The following is a 17,140-nucleotide window of genomic DNA, read 5'->3' as shown; positions in this document are numbered from 1 at the left end:
ATCGATAAAGGCTGGCGCTCGCGCCAGCCTTAAATCAGGTCCTGATACAAGCCTTGAAATGCCCCTCGCTCACCGCCTCGAGCGGCGGGACGACCTTGGCGCAATCCTCGACCGCCAGCGGACACCGCGTCCGGAACACGCATCCCGAGGGCGGATGGATCGGGCTCGGAATTTCGCCCTTGAGGATCGTGCGCGTCCGGCGTTTTGTCGGGTCGGGCACCGGCACGGCCGATAGCAGCGCCCGCGTATAGGGGTGCATCGGGTTGGCGTAGAGCTTGCGCGCCGGCGCCACCTCCATGATCCGCCCCAGATACATCACCACCACACGGTCGGAGACATATTCCACCACGCCCAGATCATGGGCCACCATCAGCATGGTGAGGTCGAGGTCCTGTTTGAGGTCCCGCAGCAGGTTGAGAACCTGCGCCTGCACCGAAACGTCGAGCGCGGAAACCGGCTCGTCCGCCACGATGAATTGCGGCCCGACAGCCAGCGCCCTCGCAATCCCGATGCGCTGACGCTGCCCGCCCGAAAATTCATGCGGATAGCGCGTCAGATGGCTGGGGTTGAGCCCGGTCTTTTCCAGCAGCTCGACGACTCGCTCGCGCCGCTCCGCCTTGGTCTTCGCCAGCTTATGGGTGTCGATCGCCTCGCCGATGATCTGCTCGGCGGTAAAACGCGGGTTGAGGCTCCCGAACGGGTCCTGAAAGATGATCTGCATCTTGCACCGATATTCGCGCATCTGGGCCGGCCCCAATTGCGTGATGTCCACGCCATCGAATCGTACGGCACCCGCAGTCGGCTCGACCAGCCGCAATATCGATCTCCCCAGCGTCGTCTTGCCCGATCCGGACTCCCCGACCAGCCCGATCACCTCGCCCTTGCGGATATCGAGATTGAAATCCTGAACCGCCTTCACGGTTTCCCGGCTACGCGAGAAGGGCCCGGCCTTCACCGGATAGAGCTTGGAAAGGTTTTCGATTTCAAGCAGCGGGGCAGGGGCGCTCATGCTCGTGCTCCTTCCACACTGCGAAGGTCGAGTTCATCCCAACGCACGCACCTCACCCGATGTTGCGCGTTGACGGCATCGAGCGGAGGAAGCGCGGCAACGCATCGAGGCTGGCAATAGTCGCACCGCGGATGGAAGCTGCACCCATCGGGCAGATTCGTCGGCGCCGGAATGTTGCCGGGAATGGCATAAAGCCGTTCCTGATGCTCAGCGTCCCGGTCCACACGTGGCACCGAGCGCAGCAGCCCGGCGGTATAGGGCATGCGCGGCTGCGCGAAAATTTTATCCACCGGCCCGTCCTCGACGGCCCGCCCCGCATACATCACCACCACCTTGTCGGCGATTTCGGCGACCACTCCCAGATCGTGGGTGATGAACAAAATCGACATCCCCACCTGCTTTTGCAGCGTCTGCATCAGGTCGAGAATTTGCGCCTGGATCGTTACGTCCAACGCCGTGGTCGGCTCATCGGCGATCAGCAGCTTGGGATTGCACGACAGCGCGATGGCGATCATCACGCGTTGCCGCATGCCCCCCGACATTTCGTGCGGAAACACGCCCAGCCGCTTGCGCGGCTCGGAAATCCCCACCAGGTCCAGCATCTCGGCGGCCCGGTCCATCGCCTTGGCGGGCGAGAGCCGCTGATGCAGCCGCACCGCTTCGGCGATCTGCTCACCCACGGTATAGACCGGATTGAGACTGGTCATCGGCTCCTGGAAGATCATGGAAATCTCGTTGCCGCGAATGGCCCGCATCTCGTCGGCCGATTTGGTGAGCAGATCGGAGCCCTCGAACAGAATGCGTCCGCCCGCGATCTGGCTGTTGGCCGGATCGAGCAGGCGCATGACCGAAAGGCTCGTCACCGACTTGCCCGAACCGGATTCGCCCACGATGGCCACGGTCTCCCCATAGCCGACATCGAGGCTCAGCCCGTCGACGGCGCGCACGGTTTCTCCATCCGCATCGAAATAGGTCCGAAGATCCCTGATCGAGAGAAGCGGTTCGCCACCAATCATACAACCGCTCCGGCTATTGGGGGCGACGCAGCGCCGAACAGCGATGCCGGCACCCCGATCCCCAATCCGGCCCTGTCGGGCAGCAGGGCGAATCCATTCTCGACGACAATGGAGTCGCTGCCCTCCAGCGCCACGGACGAAACCCCAACGCCCAGCTCCGCCGCAAACGGAAACGCCGTCGACGTCGCCGCAAGATGCAGATTGGCCGCAACGCCAAGCGCCGTCTCGTATGGGCTCACCGCCACGCAGGCGATCCCCGCCGCCTCGGCCAGCGCTACGGCCTTGCGTGCCTGATGCAGCCCACCGAGCTTGATCAGCTTGACGATGAACACATCCACCGCCCGTTCCGCTGCCAGCTCGAACGCATCCTCGAGCCCGAACAGGCTCTCATCGGCCGCGATCCGCGTCCCGAACTCGCGCAGCCGCGCCAATCCCTTGCGATCATGCGGCTTCAGTGGCTGTTCGAGATATTGCAGCCGGAAATCCGCCACGGCGCGCAAAAATTGCTGCGCCTCGGGAAAGGTGAATCCCGCATTGGCATCGGCCCGGATTTCCAAATCCTCGGGAAATTCCCCCCGCAGCATGCGGATCACTTCGATATCACGGGAAACATCGGCGCCGATCTTGAACTTGAACGTCCTGATCCCCTGCGCCCACAATTCCCGAACCCGCGCCGCGACAACCTCGCGCTCCTCGATTCCCACGGCCCCGCCCACCGGAATTCTGTTCGAAATCGCCCCGCCCAGCAACGCGACCGCCGGCAGGCCGGCCAGCTTGCCCTGAAGGTCGATCAGCGCATTGATCAGCGCGGCCTTCGAGGCGTGATGGTGCGGCAAGGCTTTTTCCAGCGCCAGTTGCGCCCGCTCTGTCGCAAACACCTCTAGCCCGATCAACGCTGGCGCGAACACGGCTTCGATGACGCTTTTCATCTCGTCGGCGCGCTCGCCGCTGAAATGGGGCAGGGGAGAGCCCTCGCCATACCCGGTGGTCCCGTCGGCGGCGGTCACCGCAACGAAGATGTGGCGCCGGGTCGTAACGTTCGACCCATAGGAAGTCTTAAGCGTCTCGTTGGCCAGTTCGGCAATGGCGACGTCGACGGAACGGATCAGCATCGTTTACGCCTGATGTTCGAGTTTGACCGGCATGGGGAACGTCACCGGACTATGTATCAGTCCCGCTCCCACCAGCATCTCGGCCGCACGCAGAGACAGCCGCACGGAATTGACGCACGGCACCCCCATCTGCGGTTCCACGATATCGGTCAGCAGCGACATGCTCGCGCAGGCAAAGACGATAGCCTCCGCGCCATCTTCCTCCACGCATTTGCGCCCCAGCTTGACGAGCCTGTCGATGGTTTCGGGATCGCGGTCGCGGATTTTTTCCACCGCCACGCCGAACGGACGGATGGACGCGACGAACCGCTCGATCCCCACCTTGTGCACCTGCTCGCGCGCAATGGGAATCGTCTGGGTCAGGGGGGTAATCACCGAAAAATGGTGCGCCAGCATGCGGGCTGTCAAAAGCGCGGTCTCGCCCGGTGCGATCACCGGAATCCGCACCCGTTCGCGCGCCGCGTCGACACCCGGATCGGCAAAGCACCCGGTAATGACCGCGTCGAACCCGCGCCGCTCGGCCTCGATGGTCCGCTCGATCACCCATTGGGCCAGTTCGATCTCTTCCATGCGGCTTTCGATCGAAGAGGGACGCGAAGCTTTGCCGGCGAAATCGGCCATGTTGTCGAGTTCGACGCCGGGGCTCGCATGCCCTTTCAGGTAATCGAGCCGTTCATTAGTGCCCAGAAAGCAGATACGCATGATGAGGGTCCTATTTGCGAGGATCGGTCGCGTCGCGCAGGGCGTCGCCGATGGTGTTGAAAGCAAGGACGCAGATGAAGATCAGCGCCCCCGGGTAGACGGTCATTGCCGGGTTCTGGAAAATGTAGCCGCGCGCATCGGCCAGCATGTTGCCCCATGAGGGGGTAGGCGGCCGCACGCCGAACCCGAGATAGGAGAGCGCCGATTCCACGATGATCGCCTCGGCGATCCCCAGCGTCGCCGCGACGATGATCGAAGGTGTCGATTGCGGCAGCACGTGGCGGAACAGGATCGTCAGCTTGGGCACACCCAGCGCCGTCGCCGCTTCGACATACTGATGCTCGCGATTGGCGACGATCTCCCCGCGCACGATGCGCGCCACCGGCATCCAGGTCGTCGCTGCGATGACGATGATCAGATTGGTCAGCGAGGAGCCGAACAGCGACAGCGTCGTCAGGAGGAAAAAGAACATCGGGATCGACAGCATCCCGTCGATGAACCGGCTGATGATCGAATCCACCCAGCCACCCAGAAAGCCGGCCAATCCGCCCAGTGTCGCCCCGATGATCACGGCGCCCGCGACGCTTGCCAACCCCACTGACAGCGAGGCCTGCCCGCCATAGATCAGGCGCGAGAGGATGTCGCGGCCGTTCTCGTCCGTCCCCAGCCAGTGGGTGGCCGACGGGCCCGCGAGCATGTTGAACATGTCGAGCTCTGCCGGTTCGTACGGCGCGATCCACGGCGCGAAGATCGCCGCCAGCGTGAGGATCGCCAGGATCATCACCGAAATCACGGTGCCCGGCCGCCGCCAGAAGCTGCGCCAGCTCCGGGCCAGCGGCGAGGTCGAGCGCTTGCCCGCGAGGGCGGTTGTCTTATCGATAGCTGACACGGGGGTCCAACTTTGCGTAGAGGAGGTCGACGATGAGGTTGGAGATGACCACCGTCACCGAGATCACCAGCGTGATGCCCATGATGGTGGGAAAATCCTGGTTGAAGGCGGCGGATACGGCCAGCCGTCCCATGCCCGGCCAGGTGAAGACGGTTTCGGTCACCGCCGCGCCCCCGATCAGCCGGGGAATGAGCAATCCCAGCAGCGTGACCACCGGGATCATCGCCGTTCGGAACGCGTGGCGGGTAATCACAACTTTTTCGGCGAGGCCTTTGGCCCGGGCGGTGCGCACATAATCCTGGCGCAACACGCCGATCATCGTCGAGCGGGTGTAGCGTACCAGTTCCGCCATCAGCGAGGTCGAGAGCGCAATCACCGGCAGGATGAGGTGGAGCGCCAGATCGAGCAGCGAAGCCTGTCCGGGCGTGAACATGCCGCCCGCCGGCAACCATCGCAGTATCACCGCGAAAATGATGATGAGCATCAGCCCGTACCAGAAGACGGGCAGCGAGAGGCCGAAGAAACTGACGGTGGTCAGGGTCCGATCGATCCAGCTATTGCGCCGGACGGCCGCCACGATGCCGAGGGGAACGGCGACCAGCACGGCAACCAGAAGTGCCAGTCCCGAAAGCAGCAACGTGGCGGGCAGCGCCCCGGCGATGAGCTCGGCCACGGGCCGGCCCACCCCAAGCGAAAAGCCCAGATTTCCTTGCAGCACCTGCCAAAGCCAGCGGAAATACTGCTCGTAGATCGGGCGATCGAGCCCATAGAGAGCCCGAAGCCGTTCTGTGTCCTCGGGCGTCATGTTGGGGTCGAGAAGGATGCTCGGCCCGCCAGGGGCCGAGCTGATGAGCGCGAACGTGGCCATGGTGATGACCAGGATCAGAGCCGTCGATTCGACTATTCTGCGGATGGAATACCGGACCACGTTCGTTTCTGCCTTTACTGGGTCTTTGAGATCAGGTGCGCCCAGCCCAAGGCATCACGATATCCGGCCTCGGGGAACCGCTCGACGGCGGCGCTGAGGGCCTGGATTTCGTCCGGATAGACCGTGAAGACATTGGGCTGTTCTTCGTGCACGATCGCCTGGACCTGCTTGTAGATCTCTGCACGAGCCGCCTGATCGCTGATCTGGGCGCCTTCGTTGAGTAGCGTATCCACTTCCTCGTTCTTGTAAGCCCAGGAGTTGGCCAGCGAGTCCGAGAGATAGTAGTTGGCGATGCCGTCGGGATCGGGCGGAGCGATCAAATAGTTGGGGTTGAGCTCATACCCCGGAGGCACCTGACGGATACGCTCGACGATGGCGCGGTATTCCGAGGTTTCGAACCCGATCTGGATACCCAACTGTCCCCATTGCTGCTGCGCGATCAGCGCCGTGCGGGCACGCGTGGGGTTGGAAGGGTCGTAGAGCAGCGTGAAGCTCAACGGCACGCCGTCCTTGGCGCGGACGCCGTCCGCACCGGCAACCCAGCCCGCTTCGTCGAGCAGGGCAGCAGCCGCTTCCGGATCGTAGGGCAGGGGCTCGATGGTGTCGTCGTAAGCCCAAGCTACCGATGGCGCGAACGGACCTGTCGCAACCGTGCCGCGTCCGGCAAACACCGCCTGCAGCAGGGTCTCGCGGTCGAGCCCCATGGTCAATGCCTTGCGGACGTTGACGTCCGAAAGCGCCTCGACCCCGTTGTTGATCGCGATGAATTCGTGACGGGTCACCGGCACGCTCTGAATCTGGACGTTGGGGTTGTTCTCGATGGCTTCGAGCTGGAACGGCTCGATCACCACGAGGTCCACTTCGCCCGATTGCAGCAGCGCAAGCTGAGCATTGGCGTCGGGCACGATCCGGAACGTCATGGCGTCCAGATGCGGCACACCGTCGAAATAGTCCTCGTTGCGGGTAAGCTGGACATATGCGCCGGGCGAATATTCGACATATTTGAACGGACCCGTCCCGACCGGGTTCTGGAGGAATTCTGTCGGATTGACCAACTGCTCGGGTGTGAGGCTAGACAGCAGATGCTCGGGCAGCACGGCGGCGTTGTAGCCCATCAGCACCGGCAGCGAGGGCTGGGGCTCGCTGAGCGTGATATCCACCGTGAAGTCGTCGACCTTGGTCGCTTCCTCGATCAGACGGAAATTGTTGGCGAGGTAGTAGGGCACCTCGTCATTGGTCCAGATTTCGTTGATCGTGTAGACCACGTCGTCCGCGTTGAACGGCTCGCCATCGTGCCAGAGCACGTTGTCGCGCAGTGTGAATGTGTAGGTTAGCCCGTCCTCGGACACTTCCCAGCTTTCGGCGAGGTCGCCGACCGGCTCGAGCGTTTCGAGGTCATAGCGGACCAGCCCGCTATAGACGACCTTGTTGACGAGGATGTTGTAGAGACCACCGGCAACCGGCCAGATCTGCGGGTCATCATTGATGGGCAGGCTGAAGGTGCCACCCGTCGTCTGAGCCTGTGCGGGCAGCGCGCCCGGCAGTATCATGGCCAATGCCGCAAGCCCTGCGGCGAGTCTAAGCATCGTTCGTATCCTCTCTTTGATATTTGCTTTGTCTTGTTTTTGTAGGGGCCGGGCGGTGGGGGGCCGCCCGGCCGTCGTCGCGTTATGCACGCTTAGCCCCGGCAGGCCGCGATTGCCCGCTTGATTTCATGGTTGACCATGTTGCGGTTGCGGACCAATCGGTTGCGCAGGAACCCGTAATCGTTGGATTCCGGATCGAGCTTGGCGAGCTTCTTGGCGCCATCAAGCGTCGGAAAAGCAGGCAGCGGCATGGCTGGATCGTGGTCGAACCTGTCGCCATAGGTGAACGAGAGCGCCGTCAGCGCGTGCGAGACGGTCTTGATTGCTTCGTTCGCTTCGGCCGGGGCCATCCCTTTGATCTTGGCCAGCTCGCTGCCCAGCGTGCCCAGATTGGCCACGACGCTCGAAAGATCGATATGACTGCCAGCCTCTTGCGCGATGGCGTTGACCTGCGCCGTGAGGTCTTCGACCTGCGCGGCGAGATCGAGCGGCAGCACCTCGTCCTGCGTCAGGCGCAGCAGGGCGTGGGCGTAGATCTTGGTGTCCTTGAGCAGCACGTCGCGGTCGGCCTTGTCGACAAGGTCTTCCTCGGCATGCCACCACCAGCCCATGCCGCACCCGCCAACGGCGGCGCGCTGGCCTTCGGGGCGGTTCGAGAGCAGCATGAACAGCGAGGGCAGACCCACACCCCAGAACGATTGATCGCCGGCCCGCATCGGACGGTCGATATTGGGCGTCTGCCCGGTCAGTTCCACAACCGCGTCGGTCACCAGCGCGGCGGTTTCGGGCACGGCGGTCACTTCCGAATAATCGGTGGCGCCGAGTGAGCCGGGGGAGTCGATGTTGATATAGGCGACGCAGTTGGAATCCAGTTCGTCCCAATGGTTGTCCGCATACCAGGTAGAACCCGAATACCGGCCCGTCGAGTGCCCGACCCACCAGACGATCCTTACGCCACGGCGCAATTCCGACTGATGCTCCTTGAGCACGCGTGCCAGTTCCAGGCACGAGACGTTGCCGGTGGCATTGTCGGTCGCGCCGTAGTGCCAGGAGTCGATATGGCCGGCGACCAGCACGAAATCGTCGTCGCTGCCCGCGATCTCTGTCGAGGGCATCCTGACATTGGCCCAGCCAGTCTTGGTCACCGAATGGAGCGTTGCGTTGACTTCGCCTTTTTCCAGCGCTTCGCGCAGGCGCACGCCGTCATTGTGCTTGATCGAGATGATCGGAAAGTTCGGGATGTTGCCCGCCGATTCCGGCGTCGGCGTCCCCCACACAGGGGTCACGATACCCTCGTGGATCACGTCTTCATCGCTCGGCCACATGTGGATGTAGCCCAGTGCGCCGGCGTTCTTTGCCGCCAGCATCGAGCCGCGAGAGCCCGATTCCGAAATGACGATCTTGCCGCCCACGGTTTCGGGCGAAATCAGGTTCACGGCATTGTCGGCCTTGAACATGTTCTTGCCGCCCTGGATGGAAACCAGCGCGCCCGAAACGCCTTCGGCGGGGGTGTTGGCGCTGAACGCGCGGGTCTTGGCGGCAATCGAATGCCTCTCGCCGCCGAATTCGACCTCGAGCCCGCCCTTGATCGGGTGCGAGATATAGGCGCGGTATTCGTGGATCGTTACCGGCAGACCATAGGACTCGAGGACGGATTTGACGTAATCGACGGCGGCGAGCTCGCCCTCCGTGCCGGTGCTGCGGTCCCACTCGCACAGTTTTTCCAGATGCTTCCACATCTCGTCGACCGAGATGGAACCGAGAAGCTCCGTAGTGAGATTACTCATTTAAGATCAGTCCTTTATCTACTAAGGGTAACGTTATATTCGTAGAGATCGGCCCGGATCGCCGCCTCGACGTATTCGATGGGCCGGTCGAATTCGAGATAGGCCGTGCGACGGATGGTGAGGACCGGCGTGTCGTCGGTGATCTGCAGCAGTTCGCGCTCCCTGGCGCTCGCCACTCGCGCCCCGATCACGTCCTTGCCGTAGATGATGTGCAGGCGGTGGCTGCGCTCGACCAGCTCGTAGAGAGGCCCGGAGAAATTCTCGTCCGGCTTGAGTCCGACGGATTCCGGGATGTAGGAATTCAGCAGTGCCAGTGGCGAGCCGGCGATATCGCGCAGGCGCACCAGATGCAGCACGCGCTCGTCGCGCAGTTCCAGCGCTTCGCGGATGGCGGGGGTGGCATTCTCGAATTCGGCGGAAAGTGTGCGGGCATATGTGGCGATGCCCTGCAGGCGCAGATCCTCGGTCAGTCCGCGCAGCGTCGCCGACTTCACCGGCGCCTGCGCCCGAATGACCAGCGTTCCAACCCCGGCCTTGGCCTTGAGCAGCCCTTCGCTGGTCAGCGACTTGATCGCCTGCCGCACCGTGGCCCTGCTGACACTGAACGTCTGGGCGAGCGTCTGTTCGGTGGGAATGGTCGTGCCCACGGCATATTGGCCCGAGGCGATGCGCCCGCGCATGACCGACGCCAATTGCCGATGCAGCGGCGTCGACCGCCGCGTGTCCACCCTGTTCACACGAATCCTCCTTTGTACGAACAAAATCTCCGACCCCTCGAAAATTTCATTCGCAGCCGTCATCAAACCGAAATAATCGGCCCGCTCGATCGACTTTGATGTGTGAATGCAAGCGGAATTCCGCAGTATCGTCAAGCGCTTGTGCTTACAAAAAATGCAGCGATGCCAGACTGAACAAGTTTTGATCGCAAAAATAAAAGTACGTACTTTTGACCCAAGCGTGATCGATCAAGACGCTTTTTGTGTTCGCCAACAGCCGCTGTCATGCGTCTCGAAGGGTGTGCAAAAATGTCGCGATCGGGGTGTCGGAATTACCGTCGAACACTCACCACGGACCCCAAGACATCGAAAATGCGCTCATCGAGCATCTGCGAAACGTTGAAGCGCATGTAGCCGGCGGCCGACTGTGAAAGGCTGAAGGCATTCCCCGGCGCCAACACGACATTTCGCGCCAGCGCATCCCGCGCCACCTGCGCGCCATCGAGCCCATCCGGCAGGCGACACCATAGGAACAGCCCCGCCTGCGGCTGCACCCAGGGTTCGATCCCGATCGTCCTCAATCGCCCGCCGACATCGAACATCGATCTGGCCAGCCGGCGGCGAAGCCCATCCATATGCTTGCGATACCCGCCATCGCTGAGCACGGCGAACACCAGCTCGGCATTAAGTCGCCCACCGCCGAACGAGGTCGCGATCTTGAGGTCGATCAGCCCCTCCATCCAGTCATGCCGCGCCGCGATATAGCCGCACCGTGCCGACGCCGAGAGCGTCTTGGAAAAACTCCCGATCTGGACCACGCGGTCCAGCCCGTCGAACGCCGCCAGTCGCGGGGCAGGGCTGTGCTCGAAATCGGCGAATATCTCGTCCTCGATGATGGTTAGCCTGAACTCTTCCGCCAGCTTGAGCACCCGGTGCGCCACGGCCGGCGAAAGCGTCGCCCCGGTCGGATTGTGGATCGCCGAATTGGTGATGTAGAGCCGGGGCCCGTGCTCGGCCAGCACCGCCGCCAGGGCCTCGATATCGGGCCCGTTCGGCGTATAGGGCACGCTCACCATCCGCGCGCGATGGGCCCTCAGCAGCGCATGAAAATTGAAATAGCACGGGTCGTCGACCAATACAGTGTCGCCGGGCTCGATCAGCAACCGGCACAACAGATCTATCGCCTGCGTTCCTGATTCAACGAGCATGATCTGGTCCGGCGCCGCTTCCACCCCACGCTCGCCCATCCGTCGCGCGATGAGTTGGCGCAATGCGGGCAGGCCGAGCGGCGTGCCATAGTCCGAAAGATCGGCAACTGGCCCGCGCGCTATCGTGCGCAAAGCGCGCCGCATCCCGTCCTCGGGCAACCACGATGGCGGCAGCCATCCGCACCCCGGCTTGAGATCGCCGTCTCCCGCCTCCAGCGATTGTCGCGAAATCCAGAACGGATCGACGGCCCGCTCCAGCTTGGGACCGGCCTCCGCCAGTGACAGCGGCGCGGTCTGATGGGCCACGTAAAACCCTGAGCCGGGCCGCGAGACGATCACACCCTCCGCCACCAGCCGCTCAAAGGCCCCGGCAACCGTCGATGCCGAAACCCCAAGCGTCGAAGCCAGTCGCCGGATCGAAGGCACGCGCGCGCCGGGCACGAGACTGCGCGCCACGACGCGTTGGCGGATCGTCGAGATCACCAGTTCCGTCCGCGCACCCATCCGTATTGCCTTTCGATCCAGTACAGTTCGTCCATATCGTACTGCACCGTATCTGGCAAAACCAGCCGCTCGCGGTCCATAAACCCGTGCAATCGAAAGGAGTATGCCATGGAGAGGTCTGCCAGCGGCTGGATCAACGGTCTCATTGGGGTCATCATTTTCAGCGGTTCCTTGCCCGCCACTCGCGTTGCCGTGCAGCAGTTCGATCCGGTATTCCTCACCGTCGCGCGGGCGGCAATCGCAGGCTTGCTGGCGCTCGCTCTGCTCGTCGTCTTCCGGCAGAAGCGACCGTCGCGGGCAGATTTCGCCTCTCTGCTGATCGTCGCCCTCGGTGTCGTCGTCGGCTTCCCGCTGTTCACCGCTCTGGCGCTGCAGCATGTCACCTCGGCCCATTCCATCGTTTTCATCGGCCTGTTGCCGCTCGCCACCGCCATCTTCGGCGTCATCCGGGGCGGCGAACGTCCCCGTCCCGCTTTCTGGATTTTCTCGGTCGCCGGCAGCGCCCTCGTCGCCGGGTTCGCACTCTCGCAAGGCGTCTCGGCCTCACCCCTTGGAGATATCCTGATGCTTGCCGCCATCATCGTGTGCGGGCTTGGCTACGCCGAAGGCGGTAGGCTCTCGCGCACGCTCGGCGGCTGGCAGGTGATCTCATGGGCCTTGGTTATCTCCCTGCCCATCATGGCGGTGCTCACCGTCGTCTATCTCCCCCCGACCTTTGCCGGCATCGATGCCCCGGCGTGGTTCAGCCTCGCCTATGTCTCGCTGTTTTCCATGCTGATCGGCTTCGTCTTCTGGTATCGCGGCCTTGCCCAGGGCGGCATCGCGGCGGTGGGCCAGCTCCAACTGCTCCAGCCCTTTTTCGGCCTCGCTCTCGCCGCCACACTGCTGCGCGAGGCGGTGACGCCCATAATGCTGGTGGTCACCGTCGCGGTAATCCTGTGCGTCGCGGGAGCCCGACGATTCGCCAAATAGCGCTCATCTCCGCACCCGGCCGCAAAGTAAACGCTGGGAAGTTCTCGGGCGAACATATAAAATGTTATACGGATCGGCTTAAGTTAACGCCGGTTTACCAATAGATATTGCATGACGGTTTTCACTCGTGCTTATTCCCGATCAGTAAAATGACCCGTCGGGGGGTAGGGGGTAAGAAAATGAGCATTTGGAGCTTTGTCGCCGGACTCTGGGTCGGCGCCATAATCGGAGCGTTGACCGTTATGTTCCTGCGCGGCGCTCGCGGAACGGCCGGTTCCTCCCGGCGGTAAACCGGCTGCCGCACACGCCGCCCAAACGTGCACAAATGCATCACTCTCCAGCCTTTTGGCGGCTCACGCCGCCTTGAGGCTGCCGCATTGTGACAACGGCAAATCGGCGTGCTAACTGAATGTCTTGGGCCGCTTGCCGAGGACAGTTCCGTACTGATGAGCGAAGACCGAGAGCCGCAGATCGAAGTGTCGAGCGCCGACGGAAAGGCCGTGGCGCGGCTTTCGGGGGCGTGGACCACCCGCCGGACCCAGCAGATCCAGTCGCGCATCGATTCCGCCTTTGCCGGCGTCGCGGCCCCCAGCCAGCTCGAATTCGATCTCAGCGACGTTGTCGCCCTCGATACGGTTGGCGCCTGGCTCTTGGTCCGCCGCCGCGATGCGTTCGGGCATGGGGTTCAAACCTCCATCGTCGGCGCCAGTCCCGCGCAAACCGCATTGCTGTCCCACGTCAATTCCGTCGAAATGCACGAGGTCGAGCGTCCCGCCAGACTCCCTTGGATATTGCGCCCTTTCGATGGCCTGGGGCGGATGACCTACAATGCGCTGGGCGATCTGGTGGCCATCCATGCCGTCCTCGGTCGCACGCTCACGGCGGCGGCGTCGACCCTCGCCCTGCGCGCTCCGTTCCGCTTCGCGGCGGTGGCCAACCAGTTCGATCTGATCGCCCTGCGCGCCGTGCCCATCGTCGTGCTGATTTCGGTGGTCGTGGGTGCCATCATCACCCAGCAATCGATCCTCCAGCTCAACAATTTCGGCGTGGGCATCTACGTCGTCGATCTGGCCGCCATCCTCATGCTGCGCGAGGTCGGCCTGCTACTCGCCGCGATCATGATCGCGGGCCGCTCGGGTTCGGCCATCACCGCCGAACTGGGCTCCATGCGCATGCGCGAGGAGCTTGATGCCCTCTCGGTGATGGGCGTCGATCCCTATCAGGTTCTCATCCTGCCCCGCATGCTGGCGCTTCTGATCGGCCTGCCGTTTTTGGCCTTCATCGGCGCGCTTTCCGGGCTGGCCGGGGCGGCCATCGTTGCGCTCATCTATGGCGGCATCCCGCTCGATATCTTTCTCGATCGCCTTCAGGACGCGCTCAACATGCGCACCCTCATGGTCGGGCTCGTAAAAGCGCCGTTCATGGCGGTCATCATCGGGCTGGTTGCCACCAATGAAGGGTTCAAGGTCGCCGGCAGCTCCGAGTCCCTGGGCCGTCACACGACGGCTTCGGTGGTGCGGGCCATCTTCCTCGTCATCGTCGCCGATGGCCTTTTCGCCATGTTCTTTGCGGCCATCGGGTTCTAGTCATGGCCGATATGACACTCCCCGATCCCATCATCTCCATCCGCGACCTCGTCGTGGCCTTTGGCGACCGCAAGGTCATCGACGGTTTCAGCCTTGATGTCCGCCGTGGCGAGGTGCTGGGCATCATCGGCCCTTCGGGCTCGGGCAAGTCCGTCACGCTGCGCACCATCGTCGGCCTCTTGCCCAAGACGGCAGGCACCATCGAGGTTCTGGGCGAGGATTACGCCGGCCTCCCCTATAAGGAGCGCGTCGCCATCGAACGCCGCTGGGGCGTGCTTTTCCAGCAAGGCGCGCTGTTTTCCTCGCTCACTGTGCTCGAAAACGTCGAATTCCCCATGCGTGAGCACTCCGACATTCCCAAAAAACTCCGCCGCGAGATCGCCCGCTTCAAGATCGACCTCGTGGGCCTCAACCCCGGCTCGGAGAACCTTTACCCCTCCGAGCTTTCGGGCGGCATGATCAAGCGCGCCGCTTTGGCCCGTGCACTCGCCCTCGATCCCGACATCGTGTTCCTCGACGAGCCGACCGCCGGCCTCGACCCGATCGGCGCGGCGAAGTTCGATGAACTCGTGCTCAGCCTCAAGAATGCCCTGGGCCTGACCGTTTACATGGTGACCCACGATCTCGACAGCCTCGTCACAGTTTGCGACCGTATAGCCGCGCTGGGCAACGGCCGGCTCTTGCAGGTTGGCACGATGGAGGAACTTCTGGCCGCCGACGACCCTTGGCTGGTCGAATATTTTCACGGGCCGCGCGCCAGACATTTGAGTGAGTTGGATCGCTCTTCGGAGCAGAGGTGAACGATGGAAAACAAAGCTAATTACGCCATCGTCGGCGCTTTCGTGACCCTGGTGATCGTCGGGTTCATGGGCTTCATCTACTGGTTCTCCATTGCCGATGCCGTTCGCGAGCGCACCGCATACCGTATCGTCTTCGACGGCGCGGTGACCGGACTCAACGCGGGCACCAACGTGCTCTTCAACGGCCTGCCGGTCGGCACCGTGGAAGCGGTCGCCATCAATCCCGAAGACCCCAATCAGGTCGTGGCCCGCATCGGCGTCGAAGCGGACGCGCCAGTCATGAACGACACGCGCGCCATCCTCGAAGTTCAGGGGCTGACGGGCATCGCCAATATCCAGCTTCTGGGCGGAACGCTCGAAGCGGGTCGGCTCGAGCCCCGCCCGGGCGAAACCCTACCCACCATGATTGGCGAGGCGTCCGATTTCCAGCTCATCATGGAAGGCGCCCGCGATATCGTGGCCAGCGCCGAATCCACCTTCGCCCGCATCGACGGGTTTTTCGCCGATAACGAGCAAAGCCTCGCCTCGACCCTGGACAATATCGACCAGCTCTCCGCCGGCCTCGCCCAGCTCGTCGAAGGGGCAGGGGGCGTGAGCGATTTCGACTTCAACGCGGTTGTTGCCGATTTCACCGACACCCTGGAAAGCGTATCGAGCACGTTTTCCGAACTCGAACTGCTGGTTTCGGAAAACCGCGAGAGCCTTTCCACCACCATCGCCAATGCCGAAACCTTCTCGGCGGCCCTCGCGTCCAATTCCGAATCCATCGACGGTTTTCTCTCCTCGATGACCGAAACTAGTGAGCGCATCGGCCCGCTCGCCGACGAGTTGCGCGACTTGACGGTTCAGGTGCGCGAAATCGTTGCCGCCATCCCTCCCGACGAGGTGCGCTCGACCGTCGCCAATATCGGAAGCTTTGCCCAGACACTGGCCAACAACAACGACAATATGGAAGGCTTCTTCACGGATGCCCGCTCGCTCGCCAGCAACCTTTCGGGCGTTTCCGATGGTCTGCAAGGCACGCTCGACCTGATCGACAGGGCGACAGCGTCGGTCGATCCGGACGTGATCGCCCGCGCCATGGACAATATCGATTCCTTCTCCCAGGCACTGGGCAACAACGCCGCCAATGTCGATCAGATCCTCACCAACACACGTGCCTTCACTGAAACCCTGGGCAACGCCACCGAGCGGGCCGATACCATCATCGCCCGCATCGACGGCATGATCACCACCGAGGACGGCAGGATGCTGTTCGGGGAAATCGGCGATACCGCCGCCGCGCTCCGCCAGCTCATCGAACGTGTCGACGCCATGGTCGCGTCCGACGACGGCCAGACCCTCTTTGCCGATTTCAGCGCCGCCGCCACGTCCATCCGCGATCTGTCCGACCGGCTCAACACCATCGCCTCCTCGCCGGAAGGCCAGCGTTTCATCGCCGATATCTCCGATGCCGCCGTTTCCATCGAAAGCCTCGCCAATGCGCTCGATGCACGCACGGCGGCCATTTCCGACGGCATCGTCGGCTTCACTAATAACGGCTTGGGCGCCTATCAGACGCTTGCCAATGAAGCAGTTCGGAGCCTTGAGCTGTTCAACCGCGTTATGCAACAAATCGAGCGCAATCCGCAGTCCCTGGTGTTCGGCGGTGAAACGGTGCGCGATTTCACGCCCTGATTGCGCGACAAACGATAAAACAAGGGAAGAGTCAGATGACAGCCAAACTCGGACGCCGCGCGTTTCTTTCCGTCGCCGCCATCGGCCTGACCTCTACCCTGGCCGGTTGTTTGAGCCTCGGTGCCAGCGCCCCGGTCACCTATGACCTCACCCCCGGTTCGCCCGGCGCCGTACCGCGCCGGTCCAATCGCGCCATCGTCGTGCGCGAGCCTTCGACAGTCGCCACATACGATACCCAGCGCATCGTCGTACGCCAGCCCGGCGGCGTCCTCTCCTATCTCAGCGATTCTCAGTGGTCCGACACCCTGCCGCTGCTGGTACAGGCCCGCATGCTGCAAACCTTCCGCGATGCCGGCGTCACCAATATCGGCAAGCCCACCGATCCCATCGCCCTCGACGTCATCCTCTCCACCGACATCCGCGCCTTCGAGCTCGATACCACCACCGGCAGCGCGTTGGCCCGCGTGTCGCTGGCGATCCAGCTCGTCGATGATCGCAGCCGCAACGTCATCGCCAGCCAGACTTTCTCGGCTGACGTACCCTCCGCCTCGCTCGATCAGGTTCAAGTCGTCGCCGCGCTCAATTCGGCTCTCGATGGCCTTTTGCGCCAGATCGTGAGCTGGACCGCCGCCCGCGCCTGATCTCCAT

15 protein-coding genes are annotated in these 17,140 nt (G+C 62.9%); 5 read left to right on the top strand and 10 right to left on the bottom strand.

Going from position 1 to position 17,140, the window contains the following annotated elements:
* Positions 1–34 precede the first annotated feature (34 nt).
* From V4T21_RS07465 to V4T21_RS07420, 10 genes are all read right to left on the bottom strand, one after another.
* Complete coding sequence (locus tag V4T21_RS07465; RefSeq protein ID WP_332714992.1) at positions 35–1,009, bottom strand: ABC transporter ATP-binding protein; 975 nt, start codon at positions 1,007–1,009, stop codon at positions 35–37.
* The gene (locus V4T21_RS07460) at positions 1,006–2,025 is read right to left on the bottom strand and encodes an ABC transporter ATP-binding protein (RefSeq protein WP_440589636.1); all 1,020 of its coding nucleotides are present in this window, start codon (positions 2,023–2,025) and stop codon (positions 1,006–1,008) included. The genes V4T21_RS07465 and V4T21_RS07460 overlap by 4 nt, the downstream gene beginning before the upstream one ends.
* Entirely contained in the window at positions 2,022–3,137 is a 1,116-nt protein-coding gene (locus V4T21_RS07455) for a mandelate racemase/muconate lactonizing enzyme family protein (RefSeq protein WP_332714990.1), read from the bottom strand. The genes V4T21_RS07460 and V4T21_RS07455 overlap by 4 nt, the downstream gene beginning before the upstream one ends.
* A 3-nt stretch (positions 3,138–3,140) precedes the next feature.
* Entirely contained in the window at positions 3,141–3,839 is a 699-nt protein-coding gene (locus tag V4T21_RS07450; RefSeq protein WP_332714988.1) for an aspartate/glutamate racemase family protein, read from the bottom strand.
* Positions 3,840–3,849: 10 nt separating this feature from the next.
* Complete coding sequence (locus V4T21_RS07445) at positions 3,850–4,728, bottom strand: ABC transporter permease (protein ID WP_332714986.1); 879 nt, start codon at positions 4,726–4,728, stop codon at positions 3,850–3,852.
* On the bottom strand, positions 4,712–5,656 hold the full coding sequence (locus V4T21_RS07440) for an ABC transporter permease (protein WP_332714984.1): 945 nt from the start codon (positions 5,654–5,656) through the stop codon (positions 4,712–4,714). Before V4T21_RS07440 ends, V4T21_RS07445 begins: the two co-directional genes overlap by 17 nt.
* Positions 5,657–5,670: 14 nt before the next feature.
* Positions 5,671–7,242 (bottom strand): ABC transporter substrate-binding protein, encoded by a 1,572-nt coding sequence (locus V4T21_RS07435; protein ID WP_332714982.1) that lies wholly within the window; start codon positions 7,240–7,242, stop codon positions 5,671–5,673.
* A gap of 92 nt (positions 7,243–7,334) precedes the next feature.
* Positions 7,335–9,029 (bottom strand): M28 family peptidase, encoded by a 1,695-nt coding sequence (locus V4T21_RS07430; RefSeq protein ID WP_332714980.1) that lies wholly within the window; start codon positions 9,027–9,029, stop codon positions 7,335–7,337.
* Between the two features lie 14 nt (positions 9,030–9,043).
* On the bottom strand, positions 9,044–9,766 hold the full coding sequence (locus V4T21_RS07425; protein ID WP_332714978.1) for a GntR family transcriptional regulator: 723 nt from the start codon (positions 9,764–9,766) through the stop codon (positions 9,044–9,046).
* A gap of 311 nt (positions 9,767–10,077) precedes the next feature.
* Positions 10,078–11,478: an aminotransferase-like domain-containing protein gene (locus V4T21_RS07420; RefSeq protein ID WP_332715074.1), complete on the bottom strand. Its 1,401-nt coding sequence runs from the start codon at positions 11,476–11,478 to the stop codon at positions 10,078–10,080.
* Between the two features lie 87 nt (positions 11,479–11,565).
* Between V4T21_RS07420 and V4T21_RS07415 the strand changes: the two genes are divergently transcribed.
* The 5 genes from V4T21_RS07415 (at position 11,566) to V4T21_RS07395 (ending at position 17,133) form a co-directional block, all read left to right on the top strand.
* Entirely contained in the window at positions 11,566–12,429 is an 864-nt protein-coding gene (locus tag V4T21_RS07415) for a DMT family transporter (protein ID WP_332714976.1), read from the top strand.
* A 446-nt stretch (positions 12,430–12,875) separates the two neighbouring features.
* On the top strand, positions 12,876–14,015 hold the full coding sequence (locus V4T21_RS07410) for an ABC transporter permease (RefSeq protein WP_332714974.1): 1,140 nt from the start codon (positions 12,876–12,878) through the stop codon (positions 14,013–14,015).
* Positions 14,016–14,017: 2 nt separating this feature from the next.
* The gene (locus V4T21_RS07405) at positions 14,018–14,815 is read left to right on the top strand and encodes an ABC transporter ATP-binding protein (protein WP_332714972.1); all 798 of its coding nucleotides are present in this window, start codon (positions 14,018–14,020) and stop codon (positions 14,813–14,815) included.
* A 3-nt stretch (positions 14,816–14,818) separates the two neighbouring features.
* Positions 14,819–16,492 carry an MlaD family protein gene (locus tag V4T21_RS07400; protein WP_332714970.1) on the top strand — a complete coding sequence of 558 codons (1,674 nt, stop codon included), beginning with the start codon at positions 14,819–14,821 and terminating at the stop codon, positions 16,490–16,492.
* Between the two features lie 35 nt (positions 16,493–16,527).
* On the top strand, positions 16,528–17,133 hold the full coding sequence (locus V4T21_RS07395) for an ABC-type transport auxiliary lipoprotein family protein (protein ID WP_332714968.1): 606 nt from the start codon (positions 16,528–16,530) through the stop codon (positions 17,131–17,133).
* Positions 17,134–17,140 lie beyond the last annotated feature (7 nt).

This window comes from Pelagibacterium mangrovi, assembly GCF_036662815.1.
Lineage (GTDB): Bacteria > Pseudomonadota > Alphaproteobacteria > Rhizobiales > Devosiaceae > Pelagibacterium > Pelagibacterium mangrovi.
The sequence above is the reverse complement of the archived record's forward strand: the minus strand, read 5'-3'. Positions and strand labels throughout refer to the sequence as shown.

Excerpts from the sequence above, each read along its gene's own strand:
- V4T21_RS07465 (WP_332714992.1), bottom strand. The coding sequence starts at position 1,009 with ATGAGCGCCCCTGCCCCGCTGCTTGAAATCGAAAACCTTTCCAAGCTC.
- V4T21_RS07460 (WP_440589636.1), bottom strand. The coding sequence starts at position 2,025 with ATGATTGGTGGCGAACCGCTTCTCTCGATCAGGGATCTTCGGACCTAT.
- V4T21_RS07455 (WP_332714990.1), bottom strand. The coding sequence starts at position 3,137 with ATGCTGATCCGTTCCGTCGACGTCGCCATTGCCGAACTGGCCAACGAG.
- V4T21_RS07450 (WP_332714988.1), bottom strand. The coding sequence starts at position 3,839 with ATGCGTATCTGCTTTCTGGGCACTAATGAACGGCTCGATTACCTGAAA.
- V4T21_RS07435 (WP_332714982.1), bottom strand. The coding sequence starts at position 7,242 with ATGCTTAGACTCGCCGCAGGGCTTGCGGCATTGGCCATGATACTGCCG.
- V4T21_RS07430 (WP_332714980.1), bottom strand. The coding sequence starts at position 9,029 with ATGAGTAATCTCACTACGGAGCTTCTCGGTTCCATCTCGGTCGACGAG.
- V4T21_RS07415 (WP_332714976.1), top strand. The coding sequence starts at position 11,566 with ATGGAGAGGTCTGCCAGCGGCTGGATCAACGGTCTCATTGGGGTCATC.
- V4T21_RS07410 (WP_332714974.1), top strand. The coding sequence starts at position 12,876 with ATGAGCGAAGACCGAGAGCCGCAGATCGAAGTGTCGAGCGCCGACGGA.
- V4T21_RS07405 (WP_332714972.1), top strand. The coding sequence starts at position 14,018 with ATGGCCGATATGACACTCCCCGATCCCATCATCTCCATCCGCGACCTC.
- V4T21_RS07400 (WP_332714970.1), top strand. The coding sequence starts at position 14,819 with ATGGAAAACAAAGCTAATTACGCCATCGTCGGCGCTTTCGTGACCCTG.
- V4T21_RS07395 (WP_332714968.1), top strand. The coding sequence starts at position 16,528 with ATGACAGCCAAACTCGGACGCCGCGCGTTTCTTTCCGTCGCCGCCATC.